This window comes from Ardenticatenales bacterium, assembly GCA_020634515.1.
In the GTDB taxonomy this organism is placed as follows: domain Bacteria; phylum Chloroflexota; class Anaerolineae; order Promineifilales; family Promineifilaceae; genus JAGVTM01.
Window position 1 is genome coordinate 733,398 of sequence record JACKBL010000001.1, and the last position, 26,978, is coordinate 760,375.

Below are 26,978 nucleotides of genomic sequence, written 5' to 3' on the forward strand. Positions count from 1 at the left end.
CTCCGCTTTGGGCGTCGTGAACTCCCGGCTTCACGGCGCTCTTTTTTTATAGGGGGGTGATCTTCCCTTTTCAGGCGATGAACATGGCGTCGCCGAAGGAGAGGAAGCGGTAATCGAGCGCCAGGGCGGATTGGTAGGCGGCGCGGATGTGATCGATGCCGGCAAATGCGCTCACCAGCATCATCAACGTTGACTGTGGCAGGTGGAAATTTGTAATCAGGGCATCCACCACGCGAAAATAGTAGCCGGGATAAATGAACAGATCGGTGTGCCCCTCCGTGGCCGCCACCGGTTTCCAGGGGCAGGCATTGGGGGGAGGCTGCCGACTGACATGCTGGAGAGACGTGAAGACGCCGGCGCTGCGCCAGGCCGCCGTTTCCAGCACACGCACACTGGTTGTCCCCACGGCCACCACGCGCCCGCCCGCCAACTTGGCCTCATTGATGCGCCGGGCTGCTTCCGGCGTCAATCGCACCCATTCGCTATGAATGGTATGCGCCATGACCTGGTCCACCTCAACGGGTTTGAAGGTGTCCAGCCCGACGTGCAGCGTGACCGTCTCGAACAGCACGCCTTTCTCGCGCAGCGCCAGCAGCAAGTCGGGGGTGAAGTGCAGGCCGGCGGTGGGGGCGGCCGCCGAACCAGGCGGGCGGGCGTAGATGGTCTGGTAGCGTTCGGCGTCCGCTATTTGTTGGTGGATGTACGGGGGCAGGGGGGTGTGCCCCAACAGGTCCAACCGGTCGTTAATGGGGCCGTTGAAGGTTACTTCCCGTTGGGGGCCGTCCAGGGTGGCCGTGATCGTGGCCATGAGGTCGGTTTCCCGTTCCTGCGCGTCCAGCAGGCGTATTTGCACGCCAGGGTGTAGTTTCTTGCCACCGGCGAGGACTTTCCAGGTATGGGGGGCGGTCTGTTCCAGCAGCAGCAGTTCGACTCTACCGCCGCTGGTTTTGCGCCCGTGCAGGCGTGCCGGCATGACGCGGCTGTTGTTGGCGACGAGGATGTCGCCGGGTTGCAGCAGGTCGAGCAGGTCGGTGAAGGCGCGGTGGGTTACGGCGCCGCTGCGACGGTCCAGCACGAGCAGGCGGCTGGCGTCTCGTTGGGTGAGCGGGGTTTGGGCGATGCGGGATGCCGGCAATTCGTAAGCAAAATCCTCAGTTCTCATACGCTTGCGTGCCGCGTCAGCGGCGGAAAATGCGAATAATGATATTCAGCAGAATTGACCCCAGCAGACTGATCAGCAGCATCGTCGCCAGGGGAAAATAGATGCGGAAATTCTCACCCTCCAGGCGAAAATCTCCCGGCAGATTGCCCAACCAGGGCAGGTAGCGCGTCGCCAGCAAGACCAACACCCCGGAAAGAGTGATGACGAGTCCAATGATGATTAGGAGTTTGCCAAAATCAGCCATGAGTCAGAGTACATAACTATTTAGCCCGCCGCCTGAGATTCCAGTCCGTCGCCTGAGCCTGTCGAAGGGAATCGGGGCTTCGACAAGCTCAACCCACGAGTGGGTTCGTCGTTACCAGAACAGCGAAAGACCGGTCTCTGAGCGGGAGAAGAAACCGGGTTTTGGGGCCAGAATCAGAGGAGACGGGGTTGAATGACGTCGTCATTTCCCTTTTTGCCGTCGGGGGCCAGCGGGATGCCCAGATGCGCGTAGGCGTGGGGTGTAGCGGCGCGTCCGCGCGGGGTGCGCTCCAGGAAGCCGAGTTGGAGCAGGTACGGTTCCACCACATCCATGATCGTGTCCGGTTCCTCGCTGATGGAGGCGGCGATGGTTTCCAACCCCACGGGGCCACCGCCAAATTTCTGCACAATGGCGCGCAGCACGCGCCGGTCCAGGTCATCCAACCCCAGCGCGTCGATCTCCAGCAGCGCCAGCGCCTCATCGGAGGCGGCTTTCGTGATGCGCCCGTCGCCGCGCACCTGTGCGTAGTCCCGCACGCGGCGCAGCAGACGCAGGGCAACGCGCGGTGTGCCGCGGGCGCGGCGGGCGATTTCCGTGGCGCCATCCGGCTCAATGGGCACATCCAGGACGCGCGCGCCGCGCATGACGATTGTTTCCAGCGCCTCCTGCTCATAGAAGTCCATGCGGTAGACGGCTCCGAAGCGGGCGCGCAGGGGGGCCGTGATCAATGCGAGGCGGGTGGTCGCGCCAATGACGGTGAAGCGCGGCAGTTTCAGGCGTACGTTTTTGGCCCCGGGTCCCTTGCCCACGATGATGTCCAGCACGAAGTCTTCCATCGCCGGATAGAGGATCTCTTCGACGGCGCGGCTGAGGCGGTGGATTTCGTCGATGAAGAGGATGTCGCCGGCGCGCAGGTTGGTGAGGATGGCAGCCAGGTCGCCGGCGCGTTCAATGGCAGGGCCGGCGGTGGTGCGGATGTTCACGTTCATTTCCTGGGCGATGATGTGCGCCAGGGTGGTTTTGCCCAGACCGGGGGGGCCGTGGAAGAGGACGTGGTCTACGGGTTCCTGGCGTGATTGGGCCGCTTGCAGCAAAATGGTCAGGTTGGCTTTGAGCTTTTCCTGGCCGGTGAATTGGCTTAGCTGCTGCGGGCGAATCATGCCGTCGAGGGTTTGGTCTTCTTCCCGCTTTTGGCCGCTGATGGCGCGGTCGGGGGGGCGTTTTTCGCTCATAGGGGGGATTATACGTGATGCCGGCATGATTGCGTAGCCACAATGTGAGGTAGGAGGTGTGAGGTAGGAGGTAGGAGGTAGGAGGTAGGAGGGGGCAAACTGTTGTACAATTCGCCGGAATGCGCGCCGGACCTATGGAGATGGGGGCGTGCCGGCATCTGACAACCGCGATCTATCACCGTTTGAGGAGAAACGATGGTCTTTGAATCAAAACACCCCTTGATCAAGCACAAACTGACCCTGCTGCGTGACGTGAACACGGAGCCAAAGAAATTCCGCGAATTGGTGCGGGAGATCGCCATGATGCTTTGCTACGAGGCGACGCAAGACCTGGCGACCGCGCCGCGCACCGTTGCCACGCCCATGGGCGAGGCGCAAGGCGTCATGCTCAAGGAAAAAATCGGCCTGATTCCCATTTTGCGCGCCGGACTGGGCATGGTCAACGGTATTTGGGAGATGATGCCCTCCGCCGAAGTGTGGCACATTGGCCTGTATCGGGATGAAAAGACCTTGCAGCCCGTTTCCTACTACAACAAACTGCCCACTGCCCCCACCGTGCGCGTTTGCCTGGTGTTGGACCCGATGCTGGCGACCGGCGGCTCGGCGATTGCCACGGTGGATATTTTGAAGGAGTGGGGCGCGCAACGCATTAAGTTTCTGGGTATCCTGGCGGCTCCCGAAGGGGTCGAGGCGCTGCAAACGGCCCACCCGGACGTGGACATTCACGTAGCGCAAATTGATTCTCATCTCAACGGGATTGGCTACATTGTGCCCGGGCTGGGTGACGCGGGCGACCGCCAGTTTGGTACGGGGTGAAAGAGAAGGTAGAAGGCGGAAGGTGTCTCCGTATTTACTTGTTTTTGTGACGGCGTTGGTGGTATCGCTGTTGTTGACGCCGGCGGCGCGCTGGTTGTCGTTCCGCTGGGGGTTGGTGGCGGTTCCGGGCGGGCGGCGGCGGCATGGGCAGGTGATGCCCCAGTTTGGCGGGCTGCCACTGGCGGCGGCCTTCCTGGTGGCGGCGGCGCTGGCGTGGGCGTTGGCGCCGCCGGTGGGCGATGACGCTACGCGGCTGCGCGGGGTGCTGTTGGGCGGCGTGGTGATGTTTGGTGGCGGTTTGCTGGATGATCGCCTGGAACTATCACCACGGGTCAACTTCTTGATTCAGTTTGTGGGTGCCGGCATTGCCATGTCCCACATCATCTTTATCGAACTGTTCACCAATCCGCTGAACGGGGAATGGGTGTGGATCAGGCCGCGCGTTTTGGCCCTGGCTTTCACGCTCTTTTGGATGGTGGGCATGATCAATACGATCAATTTCCTCGATGGCCTGGATGGGTTGGCCGCCGGCGTGGGCACGATTGCGGCGCTGCTGTTTGCCTGGCACAGCTACAATCTGGCGCAGACGACGGTGGCTTTGTTCCCGCTGGCGCTGGCCGGGGCGCTGTTGGGTTTCCTGCCCTTTAATTTCACGCCAGCGCGCATCTTTTTGGGATCGGCGGGCGCGTATTTCTTGGGCTACCAGTTGGCGACGTTGTCGATTTTGGCGCCGGCGAAGATCGCCACGGCGCTGCTGGTGATGGCAGTTCCGATTTTGGACGTGGGTTGGCAGGTGTTCAACCGGCTGCGGCAGGGGCGCAGCCCGTTTCAGGGGGATCGAGGACATTTGCATTATCGGCTGGCGGATGCCGGCATTTCCACCCCCCACATCGTCCTCGGTTACTATGCCGTCAGCGCCGCCTTTGGCCTCGTCGCCATTCTGGGCACGGCCAAAATCAAGCTCGTCCTCCTCGCCGCCCTCACCGTCGTGGTTCTCCTTTTCTTCTTCTGGCTCAGCCGGCGGGTGCGCGCATGAATACCCTGGCTGGCAGGCGGGCCGTCGTCACCGGCGGCAGTCGGGGCATTGGGCGGGCTATTGCCCTGGCGCTGGCGCGGGCGGGGGCGGATGTGGTCGTCAACTATCATCGTTCGGCAAGTGGGGCGGCGGAGGTTGTGGCGGAGATTGCGGATATGGGGCGGCGGGGGCTGGCGTTGGGCGCGGATGTGTCGCGGGAGGGGGCGGTGACGCAACTGGTGGAAGAGGCGTGGTCCTGGTTGGGTGGGGTGGATGTGTGGGTGAATAATGCCGGCAGCGACATCATCACCCCCCCCCATCGCCACCTGCCCCCCGCGCAAAAACTGGACATGGTCCTGTCCGTTGACGTGCGCGGCACAGCCCTCTGTAGTTGGGCCGTAGGCGCGCGCATGAAGGCCACCGGCGGCGGCGTCATCCTCAACATGGGCTGGGACAAAGCCTTCCTGGATGGCATGGCCGGCACCACGGCGGAGTTATTCGCCATCTCCAAAGCCGCCATCATGGGGTTCACCAAGAGCCTGGCCCGTGGCCTTGCCCCCAGTGTGCGCGTCAACTGCATCGCGCCCGGCTTTGTCCAGACCGCCTGGGGGCAGACGGCTACCGCGGCCTGGCAGCAGCGCGTGCTGGCGGAAACCCCTCTGCATCGTTGGGGTCGCCCGCAAGACGTGGCCGACCTGGCCGTATTCCTGGCCTCCGACGCCGCCAGCTTCATCACCGGCCAGGTGATCAACGTCAACGGCGGCGTAGTGATGTGAGCGTCTCGCAGAGGCACAGGCTGACAAATATCCCGATTTGGGATACTCTGTTGCCATGAAAATCGTTCAACCCAAGCTGTTTACCGAGGAAACGGATACCCATAAACGGACACAAGGAGGAGAGCCGACGAGCGATCTTGTCGTTTCCGCCTATGTGGGCGGGAATGCTGAGGTCTTCCCTCGAATTTTGGCACTGCACATTCCGCCAGGAGCCGTCATTGCCGATGTAACCTATGGGAAGGGTGTTTTCTGGCGAAACGTTCCGCAGGGCCTCTATACGATCAAGGCAACAGACATTGCTATGGGCGTGGATTGTCGTCACCTGCCATATCCTGATACCTCAATAGACTGTGTCGTCCTCGATCCTCCCTACATGGAGGGCTTCTATCGGCGGGCGAATTCACAAAAGGCGGGTTCTGGCTCCCATACCGCGTTTCGCGAGGCTTATTCCAACGGGGATGAAGTCAATAGAGATAAAAGGCAAGGAACAGCAAAATGGCATGGAGCCGTTACCGACATGTATTTTCGGTCGGGCTGCGAAGCATTTCGTGTATTGAAGAAAAAAGGCGTTCTTATCGCTAAATGCCAGGATGAGGTAAGCGCGGGAAAGCAATGGTTAACGCATGTTGAGATTATCAACGAATATGAGAGGCTAGGCTTTTACACGAAAGACCTTTTCGTTGTCGTGCGAAACAACCGACCCGCCGTAAGTCGCTTGAAAAAGCAGGTTCATGCCAGGAAGAATCATTCCTATTTCCTCGTGTTTATCAAGTGAATCCGACATGACATTCAGCGTCGTAGGAAAACTACTCAGCCCGTTGTCTGGGTCTGTCGAAGGCAGCATGGGCCTCTACAAGCTTAGTAGCCCTCCGAAAACAAGTTCACGTTTTCATCGGACGGCTACTGACAAGCTGTCCGCACAATTCCGCTACTTGATTGCGGACAGCCACTTAGGGCGCATCCGTCTTTTAGACGGTTACTTAGCCGTTACGTAGTCGGATTCATTCCTTCCCCACTATCCACCATTTCATCCAGCAAGTCCCTGAGATTGACGTAAAAAGGAGGCTCTGGCGGCCATGACACGGGGACAAGATTGGCTATCAGGGATTTGTTTTGCTCTTCAGGGTAACCGCGATAGTTGGAAGTTGGCAAGTCGGCGTTGCGGGCAAAAATGAAATGCCATTTACCTTCAAAGGCATGACAATTGACTGCCAGAATATCAAACTCTCCTCGCAAGAGGAGAGTCGTGTTTAGCGTTGATCCGTCTGGCAGGTTTATGCTTCGCTTGTCGCTGCCATCCACCTGTGCCTTTCCTGACCAACGCTTATGCGTTTCATCCCATTGCACGCTGTTTGATTGCAATGATTTTGACTCCAGGTGAAAGGCTCTTTTCCGATAGATAAGGAAAAGGTCGCCTCTTTTCTTTCTTTGGTGGTCATCTAATTTTGTGATATAGGTGACGTTGGGGATGGAAACAACCAGTGCCTTGAGTTTTAATTCAGCGACATACCGCAACAACATGCCGCGTAGGCTGGGATTTTCCGCCAGCATCTCGGTCAATTGTGTTGGTGTGATTTCCCACTCGTCCAGAATGCTCGATGGGGAAGCCTCTTCATGAAAATCGTGCATGAAATCCAGAAGTTTTATCCCCAGTGCTTCGATAATTTCCGACAACTCAATGAAGTCTATTCGCCTGTCGCCGTTTTCATATTTGGAGACGAAAGATTGGGGGCGACCAAGTTTCTCGGCCAGTTGCATTTGCGTTATTTCCTGACGCAGGCGATAGGCAGCGAGCAACTGACGAAACTTCTTGTATCTGGGATCATGAGCCAAAGATGTCATTCAATGTACCTCTCTTCATATTGTAATATCCCATTACGAGATATTCCAAAAGGGGATAGATGCCAGGGAGGGTATAACGATTCACGACCACCTTTCCGCGGTAGCTGTTTTGCTGCGCAATGACTGGAATGATGAGACGCTTTGGGCCTGAAATTGCGCTTCCGGGAAGGTTTCTAGGATCATATACTCCTGAAGCTGAGCAGGCATGTGGGAGTAGTACTATCGGCTAATTGCGCTGTAATCTAGTTTTCACTAAGATGATAAGTGGTTGCCTATACTGAGCCTTGACGCAATTGTTGGCGGTGAAGTAAATAGGGCTTGTGCCTGATTGATGACGATGCAGGACCAGGTGAGAGAGTGATGAACGCAAAAGTAAGCAGCATGTTGTCTTTCTTCAAGAGCAAGGGGCGCATTCGGGAGCTGCTGGCGTGGCGGTTGATTTTCCTGGAGGATGAGGACCAGCTTTTGTCGCTGCGCGTGCTGGCGCATTGGCATCGCCCCAGTCTGCGTAAGTTGTTGCGACGGATGAAGGCGGCGCATTCGTTGGAGACGGATGCGTTCTGGCAACAGAAGATGGAAGTGATTCAGTCTTATTGATGTTTTTCGGGGGGCAGTGTTGAGAATCAGGGCCAGGCTCATGGAGCCTGGCTTTTTTGTGCGCAGGGGGGGTACTGTTGGCGGTCCGGGGACCAGGGGGCGGCGTACCAGGCGAGGTAGTTGCTGACCTGGTCGCTCCAGTAGGTTTCGCTGTGGTCGCCTGGGTTGAGATGCCACTCGTGGGGAATGCCGGCATTCTCCAAATCCTCATGCAGCCGTTCCAAATTAGGCAAAACCCCCAGGTCACCCTCTCCCGCGTCCAGGTAGACACGCAAATCGCCCAGCGCATTGTTCACACCCGTGTACTGTGGGTTCAGGTTTGGCCCGGCGTAGGTGTCCAGTAGTGCGGCGCTGTGGCCGCCCACGCCGGCAAAATCGGCGGGATGGCGGAAAGCGATCTCCAGCGCCCAGTAGCCGCCGCGAGAGATGCCGCCGATGGCCCGGCCCGCGGGCGTAGCCCAGGCGCAGTAGTCGGCTTCGATGGCCGGAATCAGGTCATCCATGATCACGGATTCAAATGAGCCTGGCCCGCCGGAAGTGTAGTACATGGCCCAGCCGCCGGCGGGCATGATGATGATCATGGGGGGGAGGGTGCGCGCGAGAATGCCGGCATCCGCCGCCTCATCCACCCCCACCTGATCCCACGTCCCCTCGTCCTGCCCATTACCATGCAGCAAATACAATACCGGATACACCCGGCCATCTTCCCCGTAACATGGCGGCAGATACACGCGAAAACGACGCTGTGGACCATCCACCAGGCTCGTATAGATACCCGACGCCACGCGACCCGCGCCGGCGCAGAGGGGCGTCGCGGTGGGGGACGGCGTAACGGTCCAGGTGGGGCGCGGCGTGCGCGTGGGCGTGGGCGGCAGCGTGGTCGGTTGGGCAGGCGTGGCGTCGGGCGTGCGCGTGGCGGCCTGGAGAGGGGGCGTAGCCGCCAACGCCGCCAGCGTGGGCATCCCCGCGTTCACGGGCAGGCAGGCCACAGCGCCCACAACGCTGATGAGGCACAGCAGCCACAAAGAGGATGAAAATAAGCCGGTTGATTTCAAGAGTTATTTTTTTTCAAGCCGCCTACCAGGGGGAAGGACTGGGGGGTTCCTTCTGTAGTTGCTTGAAAGCGGCCTGCCAGGTGATGGGCTTGCGCGTCATAGTTTTCAGTTCAATGTCGGAGAAGTAGGGGAGCATTTCCGCCAGCAACCCGGGCAGCAGGTCCCAGGCCTCGTTGCGGATAACGTCCTCCAGATTATGGGCCATTTCTTTGCTCCACTCCCACTCCCGCAAAAAACGCTCTGACTTCATCCAATAGCCCCGTTTTTCCCACGCCTGCGTGGTCTGCTCCACGCCTTCATTGATTTCGCGCAGGCAGAAGACGATGTGCGCGGCCATGTCCTTTGCTTCCGCGTCCATTTTCGGCTTCTGCATCAGGTGGCGCAGGATTTCGGCAATCGTGCGGCGGTTCTGATTGCGCACTTTGGTGGGATTGTTGGTATTGATAACACGGCTCATGCTGTTTCCTTCGAGAATAGACGGTGGCGCGATGGGTGGTTGGGTATGGTTTGTTGGCGGTTGAACCACTTAAGAACGGAAATCAGATAACAACGAAGTTGTTTCCTTACCGTTCCTGCAAACTGACGATGCAATTCCGTACTCTATTTCATCGCCAGTCCTTAATCGATGTTTGCCAGGATACCTGCCCGACCACCATTTTCCGCTGCTTGTCCATGGTTGGTAACTGCCGGGCCAGATTGGTCCAATCTCCAGAGAGCGTTAGTAGTTACCATATGTTGTTTGTTTTGACGTCGTCAGCGCGGAATGATAGCACACACGTTCCAGAGCGTAAAACGGTATTTGCCACGAACCCAACAGGCAACTGCCAACCGCCAAGTGCAAAAGGAAGGCGATTGTGTTGGTCAGGATGGCGGCGACAAAGGTATAATGCGTATAGTTCAGTTTTTCCGTATGTATGCGAAACAAGGGGCACTCTCATGCGCATAAGTAATGAAGTTTTGGGACTTATTTTGGGTGGTGGACGGGGCACACGCCTGTCTCCGTTGACCCGGGAACGATCAAAACCTGCCGTGCCGCTGGCGGGGCGGTATCGTTTGATTGATATTCCGATGAGCAACTGCTTTAATGCCGGCATTGACAAAATCGCCATCCTCACCCAATTCAACTCCGTCTCCCTACACCGCCACATCTACAACACCTACGTCCGCGACGTATTCTCCAAAGGCTGGGTGCAAATCTGGGCCGCCGAGCAAACACCCACCAGCGCGGATTGGTATCAGGGCACTGCCGACGCCGTGCGCAAACAAATTATCGAAATCCGCTCCGCCGACGTCAAATACATCCTCGTCCTGGCCGGCGACCACCTGTACCGCATGGACTACGCCGAATTCCTCCAATACCACGTAGACAAGGGCGCCGACATCTCCGTAGCCGTGCAACCCGTGCCTCACAAGGATGCCTCCCAGTTAGGCATTCTCAAGCTCAACCCCGACGGCCAGATCAGCACCTTCCGCGAAAAACCGAAAACCGCCGCCGAGTTGGCGGGCATGGAAAGCGGCAGCAACCCAGACAAGCCGTACATGGCTTCCATGGGCATCTATGTCTTCAACCTGGATGTACTGCTGGCGTTGCTGGAAAACGAAGGGGCTGACGACTTCGGCCACGACATCATTCCCGGCGCGTTGAGTACGCATCGCGTCATGGGGTTCCAGTTTGACGGCTATTGGGCCGATATTGGCACGATTCGTCGCTTCTACGAGGTCAATCTGCAATTGACCCAGCCCAACGCCGCTTTCAACTTTTACGACGCCGACCGTCCCATCTATACACGCCCCCGTTTTCTACCAGGAACGACCATGCAAGGACGAGAAATGGAAAACGTGCTGCTGGGGGATGGCTCCTTGATTGCCCATGCCTCGCTGCATAACTCCGTCATCGGTTTGCGCAGCGTTATTGGCGACAACGTCGTCATCCGCGAGTCCGTCCTCATGGGAGCGGATTACTACGAATCTGACGCGGACCGGGCGGAGAATCGTCGCCTGGGTCGGCCGGATATTGGCATTGGGGATGATACGGTGATTGAAGGCGCGATTATTGATAAAAATGCGCGCATTGGCAAGGGGGTGCGTATTCGCATAGACACCACCCGCCCGGATTCGGAATCAGAGAACTGGGTGGCGCGTGATGGCCTGGTGATTATCCCCAAAAACGCCATCTTGCCCGATGGCATGGTGATTTAACGGTCGGGCATGGTGTAAATCTGACCGGTCTTCGTCAGTGAACTTCGCCGGTCTTCAAGGCAACTACTTGGTAGCCGTCCGAAAACAACTTCACGTTTTCGTCGCACGGCCACTGACAGGCTATCCGCTGTCCACACATTTCCACTCAATTGCGGACAGCCACTTAGGGCTGACGATGAAATAAAGTACGGAATTGCATCGTCAGTTTGCCGGAACGGTATTTAATTCCGTCCCTTAGTGAGTGTCCAGAAGTCAGTTCTCCCCAAGATTGGTTCATTCTCCAAGAATGAATCGATCTGAAGCGGAGTGGAGGCTTCAGCCGACCTACGTATGGCGGTTTGACCCGGCTAAAGCCGCGACTCCGGCCACCGTATGTGGATTTCGCCAGACGCCAGTAACTATCAATCCAGGGTTGCCAACCAGTCGGCGGCGGCTTCGGGGGTGCTAAACGTCTGCTCCAGGTGGGCGTAAACGGCGGCTATTTCCTCATCGCTCTGAATGAGGGCCGGGAACCAGCCGTAATCGGGGTTGGGCGGGCGCACGGCTCCGCACATGCCGTTTTGTTTGGCGCGGGGGAACTGCCAGATAACCCAGGCGAATAGCTGGGCAAAAGAAAGCTGCGTTGGGCCCCGTGCCCGGAGGGAAAGCCCTTCTACCGTTTTGTACTCTTTGTTCATTCCTGGTCTCGTTGGAAGTGAGCGGCCGGCAAAGCCGCATGGCATACCTGCGCATTATAGTCCGCTATCCTTTTCTGGCAAAACGGAAAAGGGGCGCTTATGTGGACGGGAGGGCTTCTTTCGGCAGCAGCAGATCCAGGACGGCTTCCGTATCCAGCAGATTCTCCAGCAAGTGGTCGGGCTTGTATTGGGCGAGGGTGGCCGGGGTGTAGCGACCCGTGGCGACGGCGACGGCGGTGGCGGTGGCGCCGCGGGCGCAGAGGATGTCGGCGGGGGTGTCGCCGATGATGGTGGTGTTGCCGGCATGAAACAAGTGACCCGTGACCTGGGTGGCTCGCTGCATGGCAATAGCCGGCAGCAGATTACGGTCGGCTGCGTCGGAGCCATAGGCGCCCAGGCGGAATTGAGCGGGATCGATGCCCGCGCCGGTCAGTTTCAGGGGGGCCGTGGCGGCGATGTTGCCGGTGAGCAGGCCCAGCACCGCGTCGGGGCGCTGCTGGAGCGCGGCGAGCAGCGCGAGGACACCGGGGCAGGGGGCCAGCCCATTTTCTGGCTTGAAGACCTGATGCCCTTTGACGACCATGTGCCGGTAGACGAGGGGGAGTTTTTCGGCGATTTGGGCGGGGGGAATGCCGGCAGCCGTGAGTAGATCGGTGATGATTTGCGGGTCCGTTTTGCCGGCCATGTGGTACTGCTCCGCCGGCCCTGTTGTGCCAAAGATCTGCTCCAGGGCGGACAGGATCGCTGTCCGCCCGGTGCGGTTGGCATAGATAAGGGTTCCGTCAATGTCGAAAAGGAGCAGGCGCATATCAGGAAGCGGGTGGCCAGATGGCCTGTAGGCGTGACCAGAGTGTGGAATCGGGGCAGGCGGGGCGTGGGGGCAGCGGTTGGCCGACGGCGAGGCCGCGGCTGGCGAGGATGGTCTTGATGGCCCCGATACGTTGACCTGCCGGCATAACATCCAGCAACCGGTTGATTATTTGTTGTATTTGTCGTGCCGTGGCCCAATCCCCGCTGCGCGCGGCGGCGGCGAGCGCTACGAAGGGTTCCGGCATGGCCGTGGCCAGACCGCTGATCAGGCCGCGCGCGCCCAGGGCCAGTAATCCGAGGGCGATGCGTTCGTTGCCGGCATAAACGGCCACATGCGGCGCGGCATCAATCAGTTGGCGTACGACCTGGGCGTCGGCGCGGCTGCTCTTCACGCCGGCCAGGTTGGGGACGGTATCCGCCAGCATGCCCAGCAAGCGTGGCGTGACGCCGTTGACGGCCATGTGTGGGATGTCGTAGAGGAGCAGGGGGATGTCGGGGATGGCGTCGGCGATGGCCTGGAAGTAGGCGGCGAGGGCGTCGTCGGGGAGGGGGTAGAAGGTGGGCGTGATCACGACGACGCCGTCCGCACCGATGCCGGCAGCGTGCTGGGCCAGGGTGAGGGTGTCGGTGGTGTTGTTTGTGCCGGCATGAACCAGTACCGGAACCCGCCCCGCTGCCGCCGCGACGGCTGCCTCGTGCAGCATCCGCCGTTCCGCCAGGGGGAGCAGGAGTCCTTCACCCGTTGTGCCGCCGGCGAAAATGCCGGCAACGCCCAGATCAATCAGCCACGTTACCAGCCGCGCCACCTCCGCCGTGTCAACGCGCCCGTCCCCACGCAGCGGCGTCGCCATAGCTGGCGTCACCCCCAAAAACAAGCGCCCATTCAAAGCATTCACCTGCGCCGACATAGAGCCTCCGGGAATAGTGAATAGTGGGTGGTGGGCAGTGGATAGTTGACAGTTGGTAGTTGGTGGTGGCACTCGCCACTTGCCACTTGCCCCTCGCAACTCGCCACTTGCCACCCGCTGCCCTACAAGTACATTGCTTCCGCTTCGCCAACAACGTGCTCGAAAATCTGCAGACCCTCGTCCAGCAGATGCCGCGGGATATTCAGCGGCGGCGTCAGGCGAATGGTGTTTTCGCCGCAGGGCAGCAGCAGCAACCCTTCGGCAAAACCACGCTGCACGACATGGTTACGCAGTTGCGCACCCCGCTTTTTTGTCTCGCGGTCGGTGACGAATTCAATCCCTACCATCAAACCACGCCCGCGCACCTGGCCGATGCTGGGGTGTTTCGTCTCCATTTCCGCCAGCGCATCCAGGATGTAGTTTCCCGATTCCGTGGCACGTTCCAATAGCCCTTCTTCCTCAATGACTTGCAGCGTGGCCGCGGAAGCCGCCACGGCCACGGGATTGCCGCCGAAGGTGCTGCCGTGCGCGCCCGATTTCCAGGCCATGACCTCGTCGCGGGCGATGATGCCGCCCAATGGCATGCCGCTGGCGACGCCTTTGGCGAAACAGACGATGTCCGGTTCCACGTCCTCATGTTCAATGGCCCACCAGCGGCCCGTGCGTCCGGCCCCGCTCTGGACTTCGTCTACCATGAGGAGAATGCCGTGGCGGTCGCAAAGCTGGCGCAGACGGGGGAAGAAGCCGGGGGTAGGGATGACGTAGCCGCCTTCGCCCTGAATGGGTTCGATGAGAATGCCGGCAATATCCTGCGGCGACACGACCATACGGAACAACTCATTTTCCAGATAATCCAGAATCGTGTCCCCATAATGCTCCCCGTTGTGCGAGACCAGCACCGGGCGATACTCGTTCGGGTAAGGCAGATGGTGTACGGGAACCATCAACTGATAGTTCGCCCGCTGTACCGTCTTGCTAGACGTAAACGAAAGCGAGCCAAGCGTACGCCCATGGAAAGCTCCCGTGAAGCCAATGAAACGGCTGCGCTTTGTTTTGTAACGCGCCAGCTTGATCGCCGCTTCCACCGCTTCCGTGCCCGAATTGCCAAAATAGATGCGCGTGTGGTCGGACATGGGGGCGATCCGCTGCAACTGCTCCGCCAGGTCCACCGCATTTGGATAGTAAAAGTCATGCAGGCAAATGTGCCAGAACTTATCGACCTGCTGCCGCACGGCTTCCACGACCTTCGGATGACGATGCCCAACGTTCAGCACGGCTACGCCGGCCATGAAGTCGATATAACGCCGCCCGTCAACATCCCACACCTCGGAGCCGAGGGCATGATCGACGACCAGCGGATATTCGCGGTGATAAGATGTTGCCAGGGCGTCATGGTCACGGGCAATCACCGCCTGTGCGATTGGACCGACGCCATTGATATTGGGTTCCATGGAAGCCTCCTCTAAAAAAGTTGGTGACTATACAGGTCATCTGCCCAGATTGGACCAATTTGCTCTGGTTGAATCTTATTGATGTCTACAAAATTGGTCCAATCTCTCGGAGACGTGAATAGTTACAAAAGTTGATAGTTGACTATTCACAGCCACCTTCCTGGAAGTTGTGATAAGACGATTCTGGCCTGAGCGCGAGCTTCCAGGAAGGTTTGTTGGATTTCCATATCTTCCTGGAAGCTGTGATGAGACGACTCTGGCTTGAGCGCGAGCTTCCAGGAAGGTTTGCTGGGCAACAAATCCATCATTTCACACGTGAGCGGACAAAAGCCCAGGTACGCGGCACTGCTCCCCGGCCACGCTGCTGCGTGCAAGGCGTGGATAGGCAGCCAGCGCACAAAGCTGCCGTGGTCTGTTCCGGCGTGTTCTGTTGTCGGTAGAGCGTGTGACAAAAGGCCGAGGTTAGGAAAGGACCGTCTGGCAGCGGCGGCGCGGGATTATGGCTGCACGCCCGTCAGTTGTCATCAGATTCCAATGAAAAAGTGAGCGGGTAGCCTTCAAGCTGAGCGGCGAAATGCGCTTTGCCCACCCGTCGCTGCGCTTCTTTTTGCGGCAAAACAGCCACGAGTGCAAGCCCCATTGAGTGCGCGATGTAGGTGACGAGTTCGGCGGCCACGGGCGACAGTTGGAAGATAGTTTGCAGGATCATAATCACAAAATCATAGGGGGTCACATCGTCGTTGTGGATGACAACTTTCCAGCTACCATTGGCAGCGTCTGTGTCGCTGAGACCCAGGTCTTGTTCGATTGCTTCTTCAACGTCAGTTTGCAGTAGCATCTCAAGCATCGTACACCATTTTCATAGATCAATTCTACCTTAACATCAAGCATGTGCATAATAGCGTGCTTCATTTCAAAAGTGGGATTTCGCAGAATGTGCCTGACTTCCGTCCCTCATTTACGGATAGTATAATGGCCGTCAACTACGCCTGCGAGGACAGCACATTAACTTGCACCAAAGCGCCAACCTGCCTGGACGCAAGCAATTGATAACGGAAGACAACAGATTCACCCACGGGCAATCGGACACTGTTGATTCCACATCTGCCACGACCCGCCGACATTAAACCCGTATGTGCGGAGGTCAAAAAGGATCGACCAATTCTAACAAGTCATCCAACATGATATAATGAAGAGCATCAAGTAATAGGAGAGGCGATCAAGATGAAAACAAGAATTATGGGACGTTATGTAGTCACTGATCCGGAAATATGTCACGGTAAACCAATCTTTCGCGGAACTCGAATTTTGGTTGCTGATGTTTTGGAACAAGTTGCTGATGGGCTGGCCTGGGAAACGATCATTGAGGAGTGGCGCGGCAGCATTTCTCATGAGGCCATTGCGGAAGCGGTTAGATTATCAAGACAGGCATTTCTCGATAATGCAAACAAATACGCATTTGGGTCGATGGCGGCGTGAATATCCTGGATGAGAACATTATTGATAACCAGCGCCGCCTGTTGAGTAGCTGGCGCATACGTGTCTATCAAATCGGGTTTGAGGTCGGGCGAAAAGGAATGAATAATCGTAGCGTGCCCATGCCGGCATCTCCCTAAAGCGCCCTGACATAAGCATAAGCGCCGCTCTTCGATTGTGCCGGCATCTCCTGCCCATCAACAGGGAGTAAAGCAGAAAACACCACCCGTTTGTAGCTATTTTGTTGTGTTGTTGTGGTGGATGACAATGCGGAAAGGAGGCTCGTGGATTGCTTCCTGGATAGTTTCTTCTTGTACTTCTTCCAGGATGTCGGGACTGACTGTTTGCGTACTCATCACCTGGAATTATAGGCGGGCGGCGGCTGCTTGACAATGGGGGAAACGGGCGGCCGGTTATGGCGGACACGGTTCCAGGCTGGCATGACGAGTGGGAAACGACGCCGCAAAGCGGGGCGACATCGATTAACCTCACCCAAATTCGCGGTATAGTGACAAATGTCATTGACAGTCCGTGCTTTTTGTGACTGGTGTATCGACGCGGTTGGCAATACGCTGTCACCACCTGTTTTTTTCGCGGGGTATTCTCAGTTTGCCACATCCCTCTCTGCGTAAACATCACCGGGAAGTAACGGCTAAGGGGGCATCCGTTCATAAAGGCTTCGCTCGGGACGGATGCGCTTGAAGGGTTCCTCCTATGCTTTGGAAAGTCCATAGTTAATTTCGAGCGAACCCTAAGCCAGATTAGCCCCATTTTCTCTGGCGAAAATGACCATTGAGCGCGTGAAATTGGTCTAATCTCCAGAGAGCGTTAGTAATTACACCGGGAAGACTTGCCCATCACGGTTCCTCTAGCTTTTGTATGATTCGTTGCCATTGCCGCGGTGTAATTCCAACGATGATCATGTGACAATTAACCGAATACTATCCAGGAGGTGACGGATGCCACCCATTCTCGAAGTCAACAATCTTGTAAAAAAGTACGGCGAGGCCACCGTCGTCAAAGGTATCAACTTTCAGGTTGAGCAGGGTGAGATATTCGGCCTGTTGGGACCGAATGGCGCCGGCAAAACGCAAACCATTTCCATGATCACGGGCGTCATCCCGCCTACTGCCGGCACAGCCCGCATTGACGGACACGACATACTCACCGATGCCGCCGCCGCGAAGCAAATTAGCGGTCTTGTACCCCAGGATTTGGCCCTGTACCCCGCCCTCAGCGCGCGCGCCAACCTCAACTTCTTCGGGCGTATCTACGGGCTGCGCGGGCAGCCCCTGAAAGAGCGCGTGGAAGACGTGCTGCACGTGGTTTCCCTGACTGAGCGCGCCGACGAGCCGGTGGAGAACTACTCCGGCGGCATGAAACGGCGCGTGAACATTGCCGCCGGCCTGGTACACCAGCCCCGGCTCCTTTTCCTGGATGAGCCAACCGTGGGCGTGGACCCGCAAAGCCGCAACCAGATATTTGAGAGCGTCCTGCGCCTTAATCGGGAGCGGGGGATGAGCATCATCTACACCAGCCATTACATGGAGGAGGTGGAGTTGCTCTGCAAGCGGGTGGCGATCATTGACCAGGGGCGGATCATTGCCCTGGATAGCATCCGCAACCTGATTGACTCCCTGGGCGGAGGTATTTTACAAATCGGGTTGTCGCAGGCGGACGATGACTTGCTGCGCCAGTTGACGGCGCTGCCCGCCGTCCGTCAGGCGCGCCTGGAAAGCGGGGGCGCTGACGGTGCATCCGCGACGGGCATGACGCCAATGGTGCGGATCGAGACGGAGAACAGCCAGACGGCCCTGGTCAACGTATTTGAGTTTCTCAACCAGCGGGATATTCCCATTATCTCTCTGGACATCCACGAGCCAAACCTGGAAACCGTTTTCCTGCAACTCACCGGTAAGAAACTGCGGGAATAGCCGCTGCACAGTCGGCATCCACCATCAGAAATCCGGGAGGCAACGTGATGAAAGTTCTAAGCATTACGCTGAAAGACATACAACTGGCGCTCAAAGATTCGGGAGCCATTGTCTACCTGTTTTTGCTGCCTTTGATCTTCATCTTTCTTTTCGCGGGGGGTTTGAACGTTTTGGCCGGTGATGGCGGAGAGGAGGGGGGAGCGGCGGAGAGGATTCCCCTGCCGGTGGTAAATGAAGACGGCGATGGCGCACTGGCGCAAACGTTTCTGCAAAAACTGGCCGATGCGGGGAGCGTCAGTGTCCAGCCGATCACCCTGGAGGAAGCGCGGGCGCAGTTAGATACGCGACGCATTGCCCATGTCCTGCTTATTCCAGCGGGTTTTTCGGCTGACTTTGCCGCGGGCGTGCCCACGCAACTGCGCTTGATCAACTATCCTGCCGCGGACATCAATGAGACGGAGGCGCTGCGCCTGGCTGTGGATGGCGTGGCGCAACGTCTGGCGTTGGAGCAGCAGCTCGTTGCCAGTCTGGAGCAGATGGGCGCAATGCAGGCAGCGGCGGAGCCGACAAGTCAGACATTTGCGACGGAGCGGATTGTGGCGCAGGCGCGCGGCCAGTTTGCCCGCGCTCAAACGCGACCATTGGTGTCACTGACGGCGGTGGAGCCGGGCAGCATGGTCGCCAGCGTGGAACTGCCGGATTTTGGCTCTGTGCAGTTGAAAGTGCCCGGTTTTGCCGTGCTGTTTGTGTTTTTGACGGCGCAGGCGGTGGCGCGCTCGATTTATGATGAGAAAAAGTATGGCAGTTTTCGCCGCCTACTGGCCGCGCCGTTGGGCAAGATGCGCCTGTTGTTGGGGAAGATGGCGACGAATTTCCTGATCGTCTTGATTCAGTTTGGCGTCTGTTTTGCTGTGGGAATCTTTTTGCTGCCACTGGTGGGACTGGATCGGCTGACGTTGGGGCATGATCCGCTGGCGTTGCTGCTATTGTGCGCGCTGGTGGCTTTGTGTTCGACGAGCATGGGGGTGTTGATTGCGGCGCTGGCGCGCACGGAGAATCAGATTGGTGGCCTGAGTACGGTGATGATCTGGGGGACGGGTATTCTGGGGGGGGCGATGGTCCCCGCCTTTTTCCTGGGCGATTTCTTGAATACGGTGGCGAAGGCCGTGCCGCAATACTGGGCAATCGATGGGTTTTACCGGCTATTGGTGTTGGGGCAGGGGGGAGCGGAGGTGATGCCGGCATTTCTCGCGCTCCTCGGCTTCTCTATCCTGTTCTTTGGCCTGGGCATGTGGCGCTTCGACTTCAACTGAGGGAGAGAGAAAAATGAACTGGCTCAACAACACATTGGCCATTGCCGGGAAGGAATTGCAGGTACTCGCCCACGACCGGGGTGCACTGGCCCTCCTGTTTCTCCTTCCCCTGCTGATCACCGGGCTGGTCGGCGCCCCCCAGATCATCAACTGGCGCTCAAATTCGGGAGAACAGCCGGCTATTTCATTGCGACTGGCCCTGTACAACGACGACGCAGGCCCCTACGGCGCGGAAGTCGTCTCCGCGTTGCAAGGGGTAGACGTGCTGCAAGTGGAACTGGCCGAGCAGACGGCTGCCGTTGACGAGCGCGTGACCAATCGGGACGTGGACGCGGGCGTGGTTATTCCGTCTGATTTTAGCCAGCAGATAGACGCCTACACGCCCACGACGGTGCAGTTGATTATTGATCCGGGGCAGACGCAGATTGCCGGCATTTTCACCGGCATCCTGGATAGCGTTCTCGCGGAAATTAACCTGGTGGGCGAAATCCGCTATGGCATTCACACCGTGATGGAGGAAGCCGGCGTCCTCGTGGACGCCAGCCCGGCCATGCAACAGGCCGTGGAAGCGCAAACCCTGGGCGTGATCATGACCCAACTGAACGAAATGCGTCGTGAGCCGGCCATTGCCGTCACCGTCGAAGATGCCACCGGTCAGTCAGCCGCCAACCTGCTGGATATGGTCATCGTGTCGATGATTCCGGGCATTGCCGTTTTGTTCTCCTTCTTCGTCACCACAGCGGAAATAGAATCCTTCTACGCGGAAAAAAACCAGGGATCGTTCCGCCGTCTGCTGGCCGCGCCCATTTCCCGCTGGTCGCTCATTGCCGGCAAAATGCTGGCCCATATGGTCATCGTTATCCTGCAACTGACCATCATGATCGGCCTGGCTTCCGTCCTGTTTCAAATGCCCGTGGGGCGTTCGCCGCTGGCGTTGTTCCTGATCACGCTGTTGCTGGCGCTGACGGTGACGGCGTTGGGCATGATGCTTACCGCCCTGACGCGCACGGAAAAACAGGCCGATTCGTTGGGCATGATCCTGGTCTTCGTTTTGGGCGGGTTGGGTGGCTGTATTGCCGGCATTCCCGAAATGTTTGTCTTTCGCTCCCCCAGCTTCCTGGGTACACTGGCGCGCCTGACGCCGCAGGGGAACGCGCTGGAGGCATACATGCGCGTGATGGCGGAGGGCGGAACCGTGACCACCGTGCTGCCGCAGTTGGCCATGCTCCTGGGATTTGCCGCACTGTTTTTCCTCATTGCCAGTTGGCGTTTCCGTTTTGAGTAATCGTGGCGCGGAAGCGTGTCAGGTTCCCGCGGCCACAGGCTGAACCGGCCTGCTTCCCCGCCTCGGCGGCGCTTGCCTTTTCTGGCATTACTGTCACCCCAATCCCCAAAACGAGGTACAATAGAAAGCACTGCGTGTTGGCGTGGCAGCCTGCGCGCTTGCTGCATGAGAAATAACCTCAGATTCGGCACGCTCTTCTTATGTCGGAAAGCCTGCCGACAGGAATGAGGTTACAATGTATGCTGGCAGCCTGAGAGTCATTTGCTCGAGTCTGGCGAAGTCCACATAGGGTTTTATCGGCGTTGAGGCTTTGGCCGGATCAAGCCCAATATGTGGGCCGGCTGAAGACGCCACTCCAAAAACCTCGGTGACGTTTCGTCGCGTTCAGGTGAGCTACATCCAGGGAAATGATGCCTTCGCGCGTCGGGAAAGAGTCGCCCTATGTTGTCCGCTCCATATCGAATTTGGGCGACATGCGCCCATGCGCGGCGCGTGACAATGGATAGATCATGCCTGAAGCGCATTTCGCCGCCAGATGCTGGTCGGACACGTTCCCCCAATTTGCCCAATAATGACTCTACTGAAAAAAGGCCAAAAACCGGGTTTTTACACATGAACCACTCTGGTAATTTTGGCCGGACACTCGAAAAACCCGGTTTTTTCAGTGAACTCAATAATCGTGAGCTAACGGAAAGGATAGACGGATTATGCTGGAAAGAGTGTGGCAACTGCTAGTTTCTTTATTCGCTGGCGGGTTATTCCTGGGATTGATTTTTGCCGGCACAGGCCAGGACCACTCCGCGAGCGCCAACACGGGCCAACCCGCGCCCGTGGTTCCCGCTTCGCTGCAGCGGGACATCGATCCACTGCAGGTTGAGGGAGAAATCATGCCGGCATTTTGGGGCTTCCCCATTGATGAACTGGCCCTCTACAAATATGACGCCGGTGCCTGGTCCCCCATCCCCTTTCAGGTGGACGAGGTGGATGCCTCCGGCGCTTACGTCACCTTCGAAGATGGCTTGATGGATGCCAATGACGAACTGGTGTTCATGGGCGGAGATGCCGGCAGCAGCGTACTCAACAACAATTGGCCCGACGACGCCGCCTCCAAACTTCACTCCCGCTACGTTATCACCGCCACCGACCCCCTCAATCCCGCGGACCAGGGATGGGTTTATCTTTACCGCTCCCCCACGCTTCCGCACAGCAACCAGAGCTACATCAGTTGGGATTACGGCCAGCAAACGCTCACCGCCTCCTCGTATACGCTTTCCTTCGACAGCAATTTTGTTGGTTTCGCCAATCTGGAACTCAATGGTTCCGGCGATGTGCTGGACCGCCAGAAAATACGGGTCGTCAATACGTTTGGTGTCATCACGGAGGAGGCTATCCAGGCTCCGGTAGACCTGACGAATATCGGCCCGGTGCGCGCTTTGGGTGGCGGCGGTGGGGCACTTCTGAACTTTGCTTTTGCGTTTTACGGCGCACGTATGAAAATCCGATTAGGCGTGAATATGCAGGATATTGGCCCGATTCACTTTGATAGCGCCCGATTGTCGCTGGATATGCTCAATCCGGCCACGTCTGAGATGGCCCCGGCTACGTATTACGACAGCAACTTGGCCACCGGCGTGCCCATTGATGGCATGGCGGATAACGTTCCTCCCACGCCCCCCAATCATTGGTATGAGGTGAGTGGGGCGGTGGGGTCGCTGGTACACATTTTTGATGTGAACCCGGGTAATGGTATCCGCACGAATTATTATCTGGACAATAGCAGTATTGACCCGGATGATACAGGGGACCAGCGTTCTTATGGAGATGCCGGCATCCTCATCAGCGCGCCGAGTCCAGATATATCCATCGGCTACGTCACTGCCGCACAGACCACCTACATCCTGCCCGCGGCGCAGGGCAACGTCGGCCAGACTTACACCGACCGCGCCCACAACCCGCTGACGGCGGCCGCCGCCGCCGAGAACTACGGCTCCGACGTCTCCACTCCGACGCCTGGCGCCACGCCTTCCACGACGGCCACCCCCGCCCCATCCCCCACCCCAACCGTGACATCCACGCCCACGAAGACGCCCACGCCCACGCCCACCCAGACGCCGCCCCCTTCGCCATCGCCAACGATCACACCGCGACCCACGGAATGGAAATTGTATTTGCCGGCATTGTGGACCAACTAAACGCCTCGCGGATTGGCCCAGAGCGTTCCACCTGGGGATTTTCCCATTCCCGCATGAAAGAACCGTAAAATGTGGCCCTTGCCGGATGCCGGCATTGCCCCTCCCGGCAGGTACTGACTATAATCGCTCCCAACAAACCGCGCGGCGTATGATACCCCGCGCCCTTTTTGCCCGGCAGTACCAGGCGCACAATGGAGACGGATACCTGATGCTCAGGAAAGTATGGCGAATCGGTCTGGCCGCGGGAACAGGGTTCCTGTTTATCTGGCTGCTCCTGGTCGGCATGATGGACGCCGCCGGCGCGTCTTCACCCGTCCCCCCGGCCGGTTCCACTGCCTCCACGCTGTCTCGCGGGAGCGAACCATTGATCGCCGTCGGAGCGCGGTTTGCGGATTTTACGGCCATTTCCCTGACGGAACTGGCCCTCTATACCTATCGTGGCGGCGTGTGGATGCCCATTCCCTTCCAGATTGACGAGCGAGACGCCGGCGGTGCGCTCACCCCATTTGAAGATGGGCTGCTGGACGCCAACGACGAACTCGTTTTCATGGCGTTGGATGGCGGTGACGCGGCGGCCACGGATAACTGGCCGGATGATGCCGCCGCCCGGCTCCATCCCCGCTACGCGGTCACCATCACCAACCCACTCAATCCGGTGGAGCAGGCCTGGGTGTATTTCTACCAGTCCGACACGCTCCCTCACTCTGGTGATAGCTACCTGGCCTGGAATGACGCGGCGCAGACGCTGACCACCCTTTCCTACACGTTGGCCTTCCAGCCCGACCATTTTCTCGGGTGGTCGGACCTGCAACTGAACGGCTCCGCTGACGTGCTGGATCGGCAAAAGCTGCGCGTGCTGGCGATCAGCGATACCGTCTCGGTCGTGTACACGGAGGAAGATAATCCGCTGACGCCACCACCGTGGACGGCGGCCTTCCCCGTTGTGGGACCGGTGCGGGCCAGCGGCATGGCGGGGCCGTTTGTCTATGCGGCCTATCCCGCGCAGATAGACAGCTTGTTCCAGATTGACCTGGCGGATACGATCACCACGCATTACGTGGCGGTGCAGTTGACGTTGGATTGGCGCGATCCGTTGGTGGCCGGTATTTCCCCGACGGCTTACCTCAATCCGCACATTCCGCTGGCGGTGTTGGTGGATGGCGTGCCGGATGTTGTGCCGGAATTGCCGGCATCCGCCTGGTACGAAGTGATTGGCGGCGCGGGGGGGATTGTGGTTGTGCCGGAGGTGAATCCGGGCACGGGCGTGTGGCGCACTGCGTATCTCGACGATGCGACGTTTGACCCGGAGGATACGGGGGATGGGATGTCTTATGGAAATGCCGGCATTCGCGTCAACACTATCACCACTGATACGATTGGCCTCGTCACGATCACCGAAACCACTTTTATCCTGCCTCCCGACGCGGGAAATGCCGGCAGCGACTACTATGATCGCGCCCAAAACCCCCTGCAACTGATTACCCTGGCGCAGTTCTTTCCCGCTGCCACCGCCACGCCGACGCCCACGGACACACCCGTTCCACCCACGGACACGGCGACGCCCACGGACACGCCCATTCCGCCTACAGACACACCTACACCGACAGATACGCCCGTTCCACCCACGGATACGCCGACGCCAAGCAACACGCCCACGGCCACGCCTGTTCCACCAACGGACACCGCTACGCCGACGGATACGGCTACGCCGACGGATACGGCTACGCCCACAGATACGCCTATTCCACCTACGGATACGGCTACACCGACTTTCACGCCCACGCCGAGCGACACACCCACGGCCACGCCCACCTTCACGCCGACGCCAAGCGATACGCCCACGACCACGGCGACCTTCACGCCGACGCCAAGCGACACACCCACGACCACGGCGACCTTCACGCCGACGCCAAGCGATACGCCCACGACCACGGCAACCTTCACGCCGACGCCGAGCGACACGCCCACACCGACCTTCACGCCGACGCCCAGCGACACGCCCACGGCCACGGCCACCTTCACGCCGACGCCGAGCGACACGCCCACACCGACCTTCACGCCGACGCCCAGCGACACGCCCACGGCCACGGCCACCTTCACGCCAACGCCGAGCGACACGCCCACGCCCACACCGACCTTCACGCCAACGCCGAGCGACACGCCCACGGCCACGGCCACCTTCACGCCAACGCCGAGCGACACGCCTACGGCCACGGCGACCTTCACGCCAACGCCAAGCGATACGCCCACGCCCACACCGACCTTCACGCCAACGCCGAGCGACACGCCAACGGCCACGGCCACCTTCACGCCAACGCCGAGCGACACGCCTACGGCCACGGCGACCTTCACGCCAACGCCAAGCGATACGCCCACGCCCACACCGACCTTCACGCCAACGCCAAGCGACACGCCTACGGCCACGGCGACCTTTACGCCGACGCCGAGCGACACGCCTACGGCCACGGCGACCTTTACGCCGACAGCAACCAGTACGCCATCCGCTACGCCGACCCAGACGCCGACGCGCACGCCCACGGCCACGTTGACGCCTTCGCCTACGGCAACGCATACGCCTTCGCCGACCCCAACGCCCACGATTGTGCCCGTGCTTTCGTCGGCGCAGGAACCGGTGATTATGGCGGGCAGCCAACTGCCGGGATTTGCCGGCGCGCCTATCGCGGACCTGGCGCTGTACACTTTTGACGGCAATAGTTGGGAGGCGATCCCGTTCCAGATTGATGAGTTTGATGCGTCAGGTAAGTTGGTTTCTTTTGAGGATGGGCTGCTGGATGATAATGATGAGCTGGTTTTGATGGCGTTTGATGCCGGCATTTCCGCCAACCTCTCCCAATGGCCCCTGGACGTCAAAGCGCGCCAGCACATTCGCTACGCCATCAAAGTCACCGACCCCCTCAACCCCAACGAAGAAGTTTGGGTCTACCTCTTCCGCTCCACCACCCTGTCCCACGCCACCGAATCCTACGTCACCTGGGACCCGGACACGCAAACCGCGCACGCCCTGGATTACACCGCCGTCTTCTCGGACACGATGGTGGGCATGTCCAGATTGCGTTTATTTGGCTCCGTGGACGTGCTGGATCGGCAGAAAGTGCGCGTGGACACGGACTATCCGCTGCTGCCCACCATCACCGAAGAAACGCTGGCTAATCTCCTGCAATCGCTGGAGATTCCCGTGGACATTCCCCTGGCCGTTCACGGCCCGGTGCGCGCTGCCAGCGCCAACCAGGACCTGGGGTGGAGCTACGTTTTCTACAATGCGCAATTTGCCCTTAACGTGGCTTTGCCGCTGCAAGACATTGATGATTTTCTTGGCTCTCGCATCCATTTCGAGTCGGTACGCACGTCGTTTGACTGGCGCGATCCGGCGACAACGGGCATGTCGCCCGCGTTCTACTACGATGCGAATACGCCCGCGGGTGTCCTTATTGATGGAAATCTGGATACGGTTCCTGTTACGCCGGTAGGGGATTGGTTCCAGGTGAGCGGCGCGGTGGGGGGACTGCTCACGGTCTACGATCTTGACCCGGGCGCGGGTATTGCCGAGGCCTATTATCGAGATGATCAGGCGTATCACAGCAGCGATACGGGGGACGGGCAGTTGTTTGGCGATGCCGGCATCAGCGTCGTCGCCGCCAATAGCGATACCAGCATCGGCCTGATCCGCCTCAACCAATCTTTCTACATCCTGCCCGCTCAGGCGGCCAACCAAGGTTCGGCCTACCTCGAACGCTGGCAAAATCCCCTGGAAGCGACCGCCTACATTCAAGGCTACGTTCCCCCGGCGCTGGACTTCCACACCTACCTGCCCGTCTTTGCCCACCAGTAGGAACGGCCTTTGCCCCGCTCCGCTAGACATCCCCGGTGACCAGGCAGAAACCAATTGCATTCCGAATAACGATCAACGTTAACCCTTCATGGCCGTGCGCAACGGCGTCGTTTCTTGCACGCTGTCAGAGTATTGCGGACCTGT

General features: G+C 58.8%; 24 protein-coding genes. 13 read left to right on the forward strand and 11 right to left on the reverse strand.

Annotation, left to right across the window (positions count from 1 at the left end):
* Positions 1 to 70: 70 nt before the first annotated feature.
* From queA to ruvB, 3 genes are all read right to left on the reverse strand, one after another.
* Positions 71 to 1,162, reverse strand: a complete 1,092-nt coding sequence (queA, locus tag H6650_02745; GenBank protein ID MCB8950909.1) for a tRNA preQ1(34) S-adenosylmethionine ribosyltransferase-isomerase QueA — start codon at positions 1,160 to 1,162, stop codon at positions 71 to 73.
* Between the two features lie 16 nt (positions 1,163 to 1,178).
* Positions 1,179 to 1,406, reverse strand: coding sequence for a DUF2905 domain-containing protein (locus tag H6650_02750; GenBank protein ID MCB8950910.1), 228 nt, complete (start codon positions 1,404 to 1,406; stop codon positions 1,179 to 1,181).
* Positions 1,407 to 1,579: 173 nt separating this feature from the next.
* On the reverse strand, positions 1,580 to 2,638 hold the full coding sequence (gene ruvB / locus H6650_02755) for a Holliday junction branch migration DNA helicase RuvB (protein ID MCB8950911.1): 1,059 nt from the start codon (positions 2,636 to 2,638) through the stop codon (positions 1,580 to 1,582).
* 195 nt (positions 2,639 to 2,833) lie between these two features.
* Between ruvB and upp the strand changes: the two genes are divergently transcribed.
* The 4 genes from upp to H6650_02775 all read left to right on the forward strand — a co-directional run bounded on the left by upp (position 2,834) and on the right by H6650_02775 (position 6,020).
* On the forward strand, positions 2,834 to 3,454 hold the full coding sequence (gene upp, locus H6650_02760; protein MCB8950912.1) for a uracil phosphoribosyltransferase: 621 nt from the start codon (positions 2,834 to 2,836) through the stop codon (positions 3,452 to 3,454).
* A gap of 22 nt (positions 3,455 to 3,476) precedes the next feature.
* Positions 3,477 to 4,490 carry an undecaprenyl/decaprenyl-phosphate alpha-N-acetylglucosaminyl 1-phosphate transferase gene (locus H6650_02765; protein MCB8950913.1) on the forward strand — a complete coding sequence of 338 codons (1,014 nt, stop codon included), beginning with the start codon at positions 3,477 to 3,479 and terminating at the stop codon, positions 4,488 to 4,490.
* The gene (locus tag H6650_02770; protein MCB8950914.1) at positions 4,487 to 5,245 is read left to right on the forward strand and encodes an SDR family oxidoreductase; all 759 of its coding nucleotides are present in this window, start codon (positions 4,487 to 4,489) and stop codon (positions 5,243 to 5,245) included. Before H6650_02765 ends, H6650_02770 begins: the two co-directional genes overlap by 4 nt.
* A 76-nt stretch (positions 5,246 to 5,321) precedes the next feature.
* Positions 5,322 to 6,020 (forward strand): site-specific DNA-methyltransferase, encoded by a 699-nt coding sequence (locus H6650_02775; protein MCB8950915.1) that lies wholly within the window; start codon positions 5,322 to 5,324, stop codon positions 6,018 to 6,020.
* Between the two features lie 212 nt (positions 6,021 to 6,232).
* Here H6650_02775 and H6650_02780 read toward each other — a convergent pair whose 3' ends face one another.
* Positions 6,233 to 7,087 carry a helix-turn-helix transcriptional regulator gene (locus H6650_02780; GenBank protein MCB8950916.1) on the reverse strand — a complete coding sequence of 285 codons (855 nt, stop codon included), beginning with the start codon at positions 7,085 to 7,087 and terminating at the stop codon, positions 6,233 to 6,235.
* A gap of 360 nt (positions 7,088 to 7,447) precedes the next feature.
* Here H6650_02780 and H6650_02785 point away from each other — a divergent pair, with 360 nt between their 5' ends.
* Positions 7,448 to 7,684 (forward strand): hypothetical protein, encoded by a 237-nt coding sequence (locus tag H6650_02785; GenBank protein ID MCB8950917.1) that lies wholly within the window; start codon positions 7,448 to 7,450, stop codon positions 7,682 to 7,684.
* Between the two features lie 38 nt (positions 7,685 to 7,722).
* Here the strand turns inward: H6650_02785 and H6650_02790 are convergent, their stop codons facing one another.
* Positions 7,723 to 8,739: a hypothetical protein gene (locus H6650_02790; GenBank protein ID MCB8950918.1), complete on the reverse strand. Its 1,017-nt coding sequence runs from the start codon at positions 8,737 to 8,739 to the stop codon at positions 7,723 to 7,725.
* Positions 8,740 to 8,761: 22 nt separating this feature from the next.
* Positions 8,762 to 9,196, reverse strand: a complete 435-nt coding sequence (locus H6650_02795) for a hypothetical protein (GenBank protein MCB8950919.1) — start codon at positions 9,194 to 9,196, stop codon at positions 8,762 to 8,764.
* Positions 9,197 to 9,675: 479 nt separating this feature from the next.
* Between H6650_02795 and H6650_02800 the strand changes: the two genes are divergently transcribed.
* A complete protein-coding gene (locus tag H6650_02800) occupies positions 9,676 to 10,938 on the forward strand; it encodes a glucose-1-phosphate adenylyltransferase (protein ID MCB8950920.1) in 1,263 nt (420 codons plus the stop codon).
* 401 nt (positions 10,939 to 11,339) lie between these two features.
* Here H6650_02800 and H6650_02805 read toward each other — a convergent pair whose 3' ends face one another.
* The 5 genes from H6650_02805 to H6650_02825 all read right to left on the reverse strand — a co-directional run bounded on the left by H6650_02805 (position 11,340) and on the right by H6650_02825 (position 15,631).
* Complete coding sequence (locus H6650_02805) at positions 11,340 to 11,615, reverse strand: hypothetical protein (GenBank protein ID MCB8950921.1); 276 nt, start codon at positions 11,613 to 11,615, stop codon at positions 11,340 to 11,342.
* Positions 11,616 to 11,712: 97 nt separating this feature from the next.
* Positions 11,713 to 12,423, reverse strand: coding sequence for an HAD family hydrolase (locus tag H6650_02810; GenBank protein ID MCB8950922.1), 711 nt, complete (start codon positions 12,421 to 12,423; stop codon positions 11,713 to 11,715).
* Between the two features lies 1 nt (position 12,424).
* Positions 12,425 to 13,333, reverse strand: coding sequence for a dihydrodipicolinate synthase family protein (locus H6650_02815; GenBank protein ID MCB8950923.1), 909 nt, complete (start codon positions 13,331 to 13,333; stop codon positions 12,425 to 12,427).
* 122 nt (positions 13,334 to 13,455) lie between these two features.
* Entirely contained in the window at positions 13,456 to 14,784 is a 1,329-nt protein-coding gene (locus H6650_02820; protein MCB8950924.1) for an acetyl ornithine aminotransferase family protein, read from the reverse strand.
* A 514-nt stretch (positions 14,785 to 15,298) separates the two neighbouring features.
* Positions 15,299 to 15,631 (reverse strand): ATP-dependent Clp protease adaptor ClpS, encoded by a 333-nt coding sequence (locus H6650_02825; GenBank protein ID MCB8950925.1) that lies wholly within the window; start codon positions 15,629 to 15,631, stop codon positions 15,299 to 15,301.
* A 377-nt stretch (positions 15,632 to 16,008) separates the two neighbouring features.
* Between H6650_02825 and H6650_02830 the strand changes: the two genes are divergently transcribed.
* From H6650_02830 to H6650_02860, 7 genes are all read left to right on the forward strand, one after another.
* On the forward strand, positions 16,009 to 16,263 hold the full coding sequence (locus H6650_02830) for a DUF433 domain-containing protein (protein MCB8950926.1): 255 nt from the start codon (positions 16,009 to 16,011) through the stop codon (positions 16,261 to 16,263).
* Positions 16,260 to 16,400, forward strand: a complete 141-nt coding sequence (locus H6650_02835) for a hypothetical protein (protein MCB8950927.1) — start codon at positions 16,260 to 16,262, stop codon at positions 16,398 to 16,400. The genes H6650_02830 and H6650_02835 overlap by 4 nt, the downstream gene beginning before the upstream one ends.
* 819 nt (positions 16,401 to 17,219) lie before the next feature.
* A complete protein-coding gene (locus H6650_02840; protein ID MCB8950928.1) occupies positions 17,220 to 18,194 on the forward strand; it encodes an ATP-binding cassette domain-containing protein in 975 nt (324 codons plus the stop codon).
* A 47-nt stretch (positions 18,195 to 18,241) separates the two neighbouring features.
* A complete protein-coding gene (locus H6650_02845) occupies positions 18,242 to 19,507 on the forward strand; it encodes an ABC transporter permease (protein ID MCB8950929.1) in 1,266 nt (421 codons plus the stop codon).
* Positions 19,508 to 19,520: 13 nt separating this feature from the next.
* Positions 19,521 to 20,792 carry an ABC transporter permease gene (locus tag H6650_02850; protein MCB8950930.1) on the forward strand — a complete coding sequence of 424 codons (1,272 nt, stop codon included), beginning with the start codon at positions 19,521 to 19,523 and terminating at the stop codon, positions 20,790 to 20,792.
* 707 nt (positions 20,793 to 21,499) lie between these two features.
* Positions 21,500 to 22,984: a hypothetical protein gene (locus H6650_02855; GenBank protein MCB8950931.1), complete on the forward strand. Its 1,485-nt coding sequence runs from the start codon at positions 21,500 to 21,502 to the stop codon at positions 22,982 to 22,984.
* Between the two features lie 85 nt (positions 22,985 to 23,069).
* The gene (locus tag H6650_02860; GenBank protein MCB8950932.1) at positions 23,070 to 26,834 is read left to right on the forward strand and encodes a hypothetical protein; all 3,765 of its coding nucleotides are present in this window, start codon (positions 23,070 to 23,072) and stop codon (positions 26,832 to 26,834) included.
* Positions 26,835 to 26,978 lie beyond the last annotated feature (144 nt).

What these genes read in the sequence shown, in the direction of transcription:
- H6650_02780 (MCB8950916.1), bottom strand. Translation starts at nt 7,087, where the DNA reads ATGACATCTTTGGCTCATGATCCCAGATACAAGAAGTTTCGTCAGTTG.
- H6650_02800 (MCB8950920.1), top strand. Translation starts at nt 9,676, where the DNA reads ATGCGCATAAGTAATGAAGTTTTGGGACTTATTTTGGGTGGTGGACGG.
- H6650_02805 (MCB8950921.1), bottom strand. Translation starts at nt 11,615, where the DNA reads ATGAACAAAGAGTACAAAACGGTAGAAGGGCTTTCCCTCCGGGCACGG.
- H6650_02845 (MCB8950929.1), top strand. Translation starts at nt 18,242, where the DNA reads ATGAAAGTTCTAAGCATTACGCTGAAAGACATACAACTGGCGCTCAAA.
- H6650_02750 (MCB8950910.1), bottom strand. Translation starts at nt 1,406, where the DNA reads ATGGCTGATTTTGGCAAACTCCTAATCATCATTGGACTCGTCATCACT.
- H6650_02840 (MCB8950928.1), top strand. Translation starts at nt 17,220, where the DNA reads ATGCCACCCATTCTCGAAGTCAACAATCTTGTAAAAAAGTACGGCGAG.
- H6650_02825 (MCB8950925.1), bottom strand. Translation starts at nt 15,631, where the DNA reads ATGCTTGAGATGCTACTGCAAACTGACGTTGAAGAAGCAATCGAACAA.
- queA (MCB8950909.1), bottom strand. Translation starts at nt 1,162, where the DNA reads ATGAGAACTGAGGATTTTGCTTACGAATTGCCGGCATCCCGCATCGCC.
- ruvB (MCB8950911.1), bottom strand. Translation starts at nt 2,638, where the DNA reads ATGAGCGAAAAACGCCCCCCCGACCGCGCCATCAGCGGCCAAAAGCGG.
- H6650_02830 (MCB8950926.1), top strand. Translation starts at nt 16,009, where the DNA reads ATGAAAACAAGAATTATGGGACGTTATGTAGTCACTGATCCGGAAATA.
- H6650_02795 (MCB8950919.1), bottom strand. Translation starts at nt 9,196, where the DNA reads ATGAGCCGTGTTATCAATACCAACAATCCCACCAAAGTGCGCAATCAG.
- H6650_02860 (MCB8950932.1), top strand. Translation starts at nt 23,070, where the DNA reads ATGCCGGCATTGCCCCTCCCGGCAGGTACTGACTATAATCGCTCCCAA.
- upp (MCB8950912.1), top strand. Translation starts at nt 2,834, where the DNA reads ATGGTCTTTGAATCAAAACACCCCTTGATCAAGCACAAACTGACCCTG.
- H6650_02785 (MCB8950917.1), top strand. Translation starts at nt 7,448, where the DNA reads ATGAACGCAAAAGTAAGCAGCATGTTGTCTTTCTTCAAGAGCAAGGGG.
- H6650_02815 (MCB8950923.1), bottom strand. Translation starts at nt 13,333, where the DNA reads ATGTCGGCGCAGGTGAATGCTTTGAATGGGCGCTTGTTTTTGGGGGTG.
- H6650_02820 (MCB8950924.1), bottom strand. Translation starts at nt 14,784, where the DNA reads ATGGAACCCAATATCAATGGCGTCGGTCCAATCGCACAGGCGGTGATT.
- H6650_02810 (MCB8950922.1), bottom strand. Translation starts at nt 12,423, where the DNA reads ATGCGCCTGCTCCTTTTCGACATTGACGGAACCCTTATCTATGCCAAC.
- H6650_02855 (MCB8950931.1), top strand. Translation starts at nt 21,500, where the DNA reads ATGCTGGAAAGAGTGTGGCAACTGCTAGTTTCTTTATTCGCTGGCGGG.
- H6650_02850 (MCB8950930.1), top strand. Translation starts at nt 19,521, where the DNA reads ATGAACTGGCTCAACAACACATTGGCCATTGCCGGGAAGGAATTGCAG.
- H6650_02770 (MCB8950914.1), top strand. Translation starts at nt 4,487, where the DNA reads ATGAATACCCTGGCTGGCAGGCGGGCCGTCGTCACCGGCGGCAGTCGG.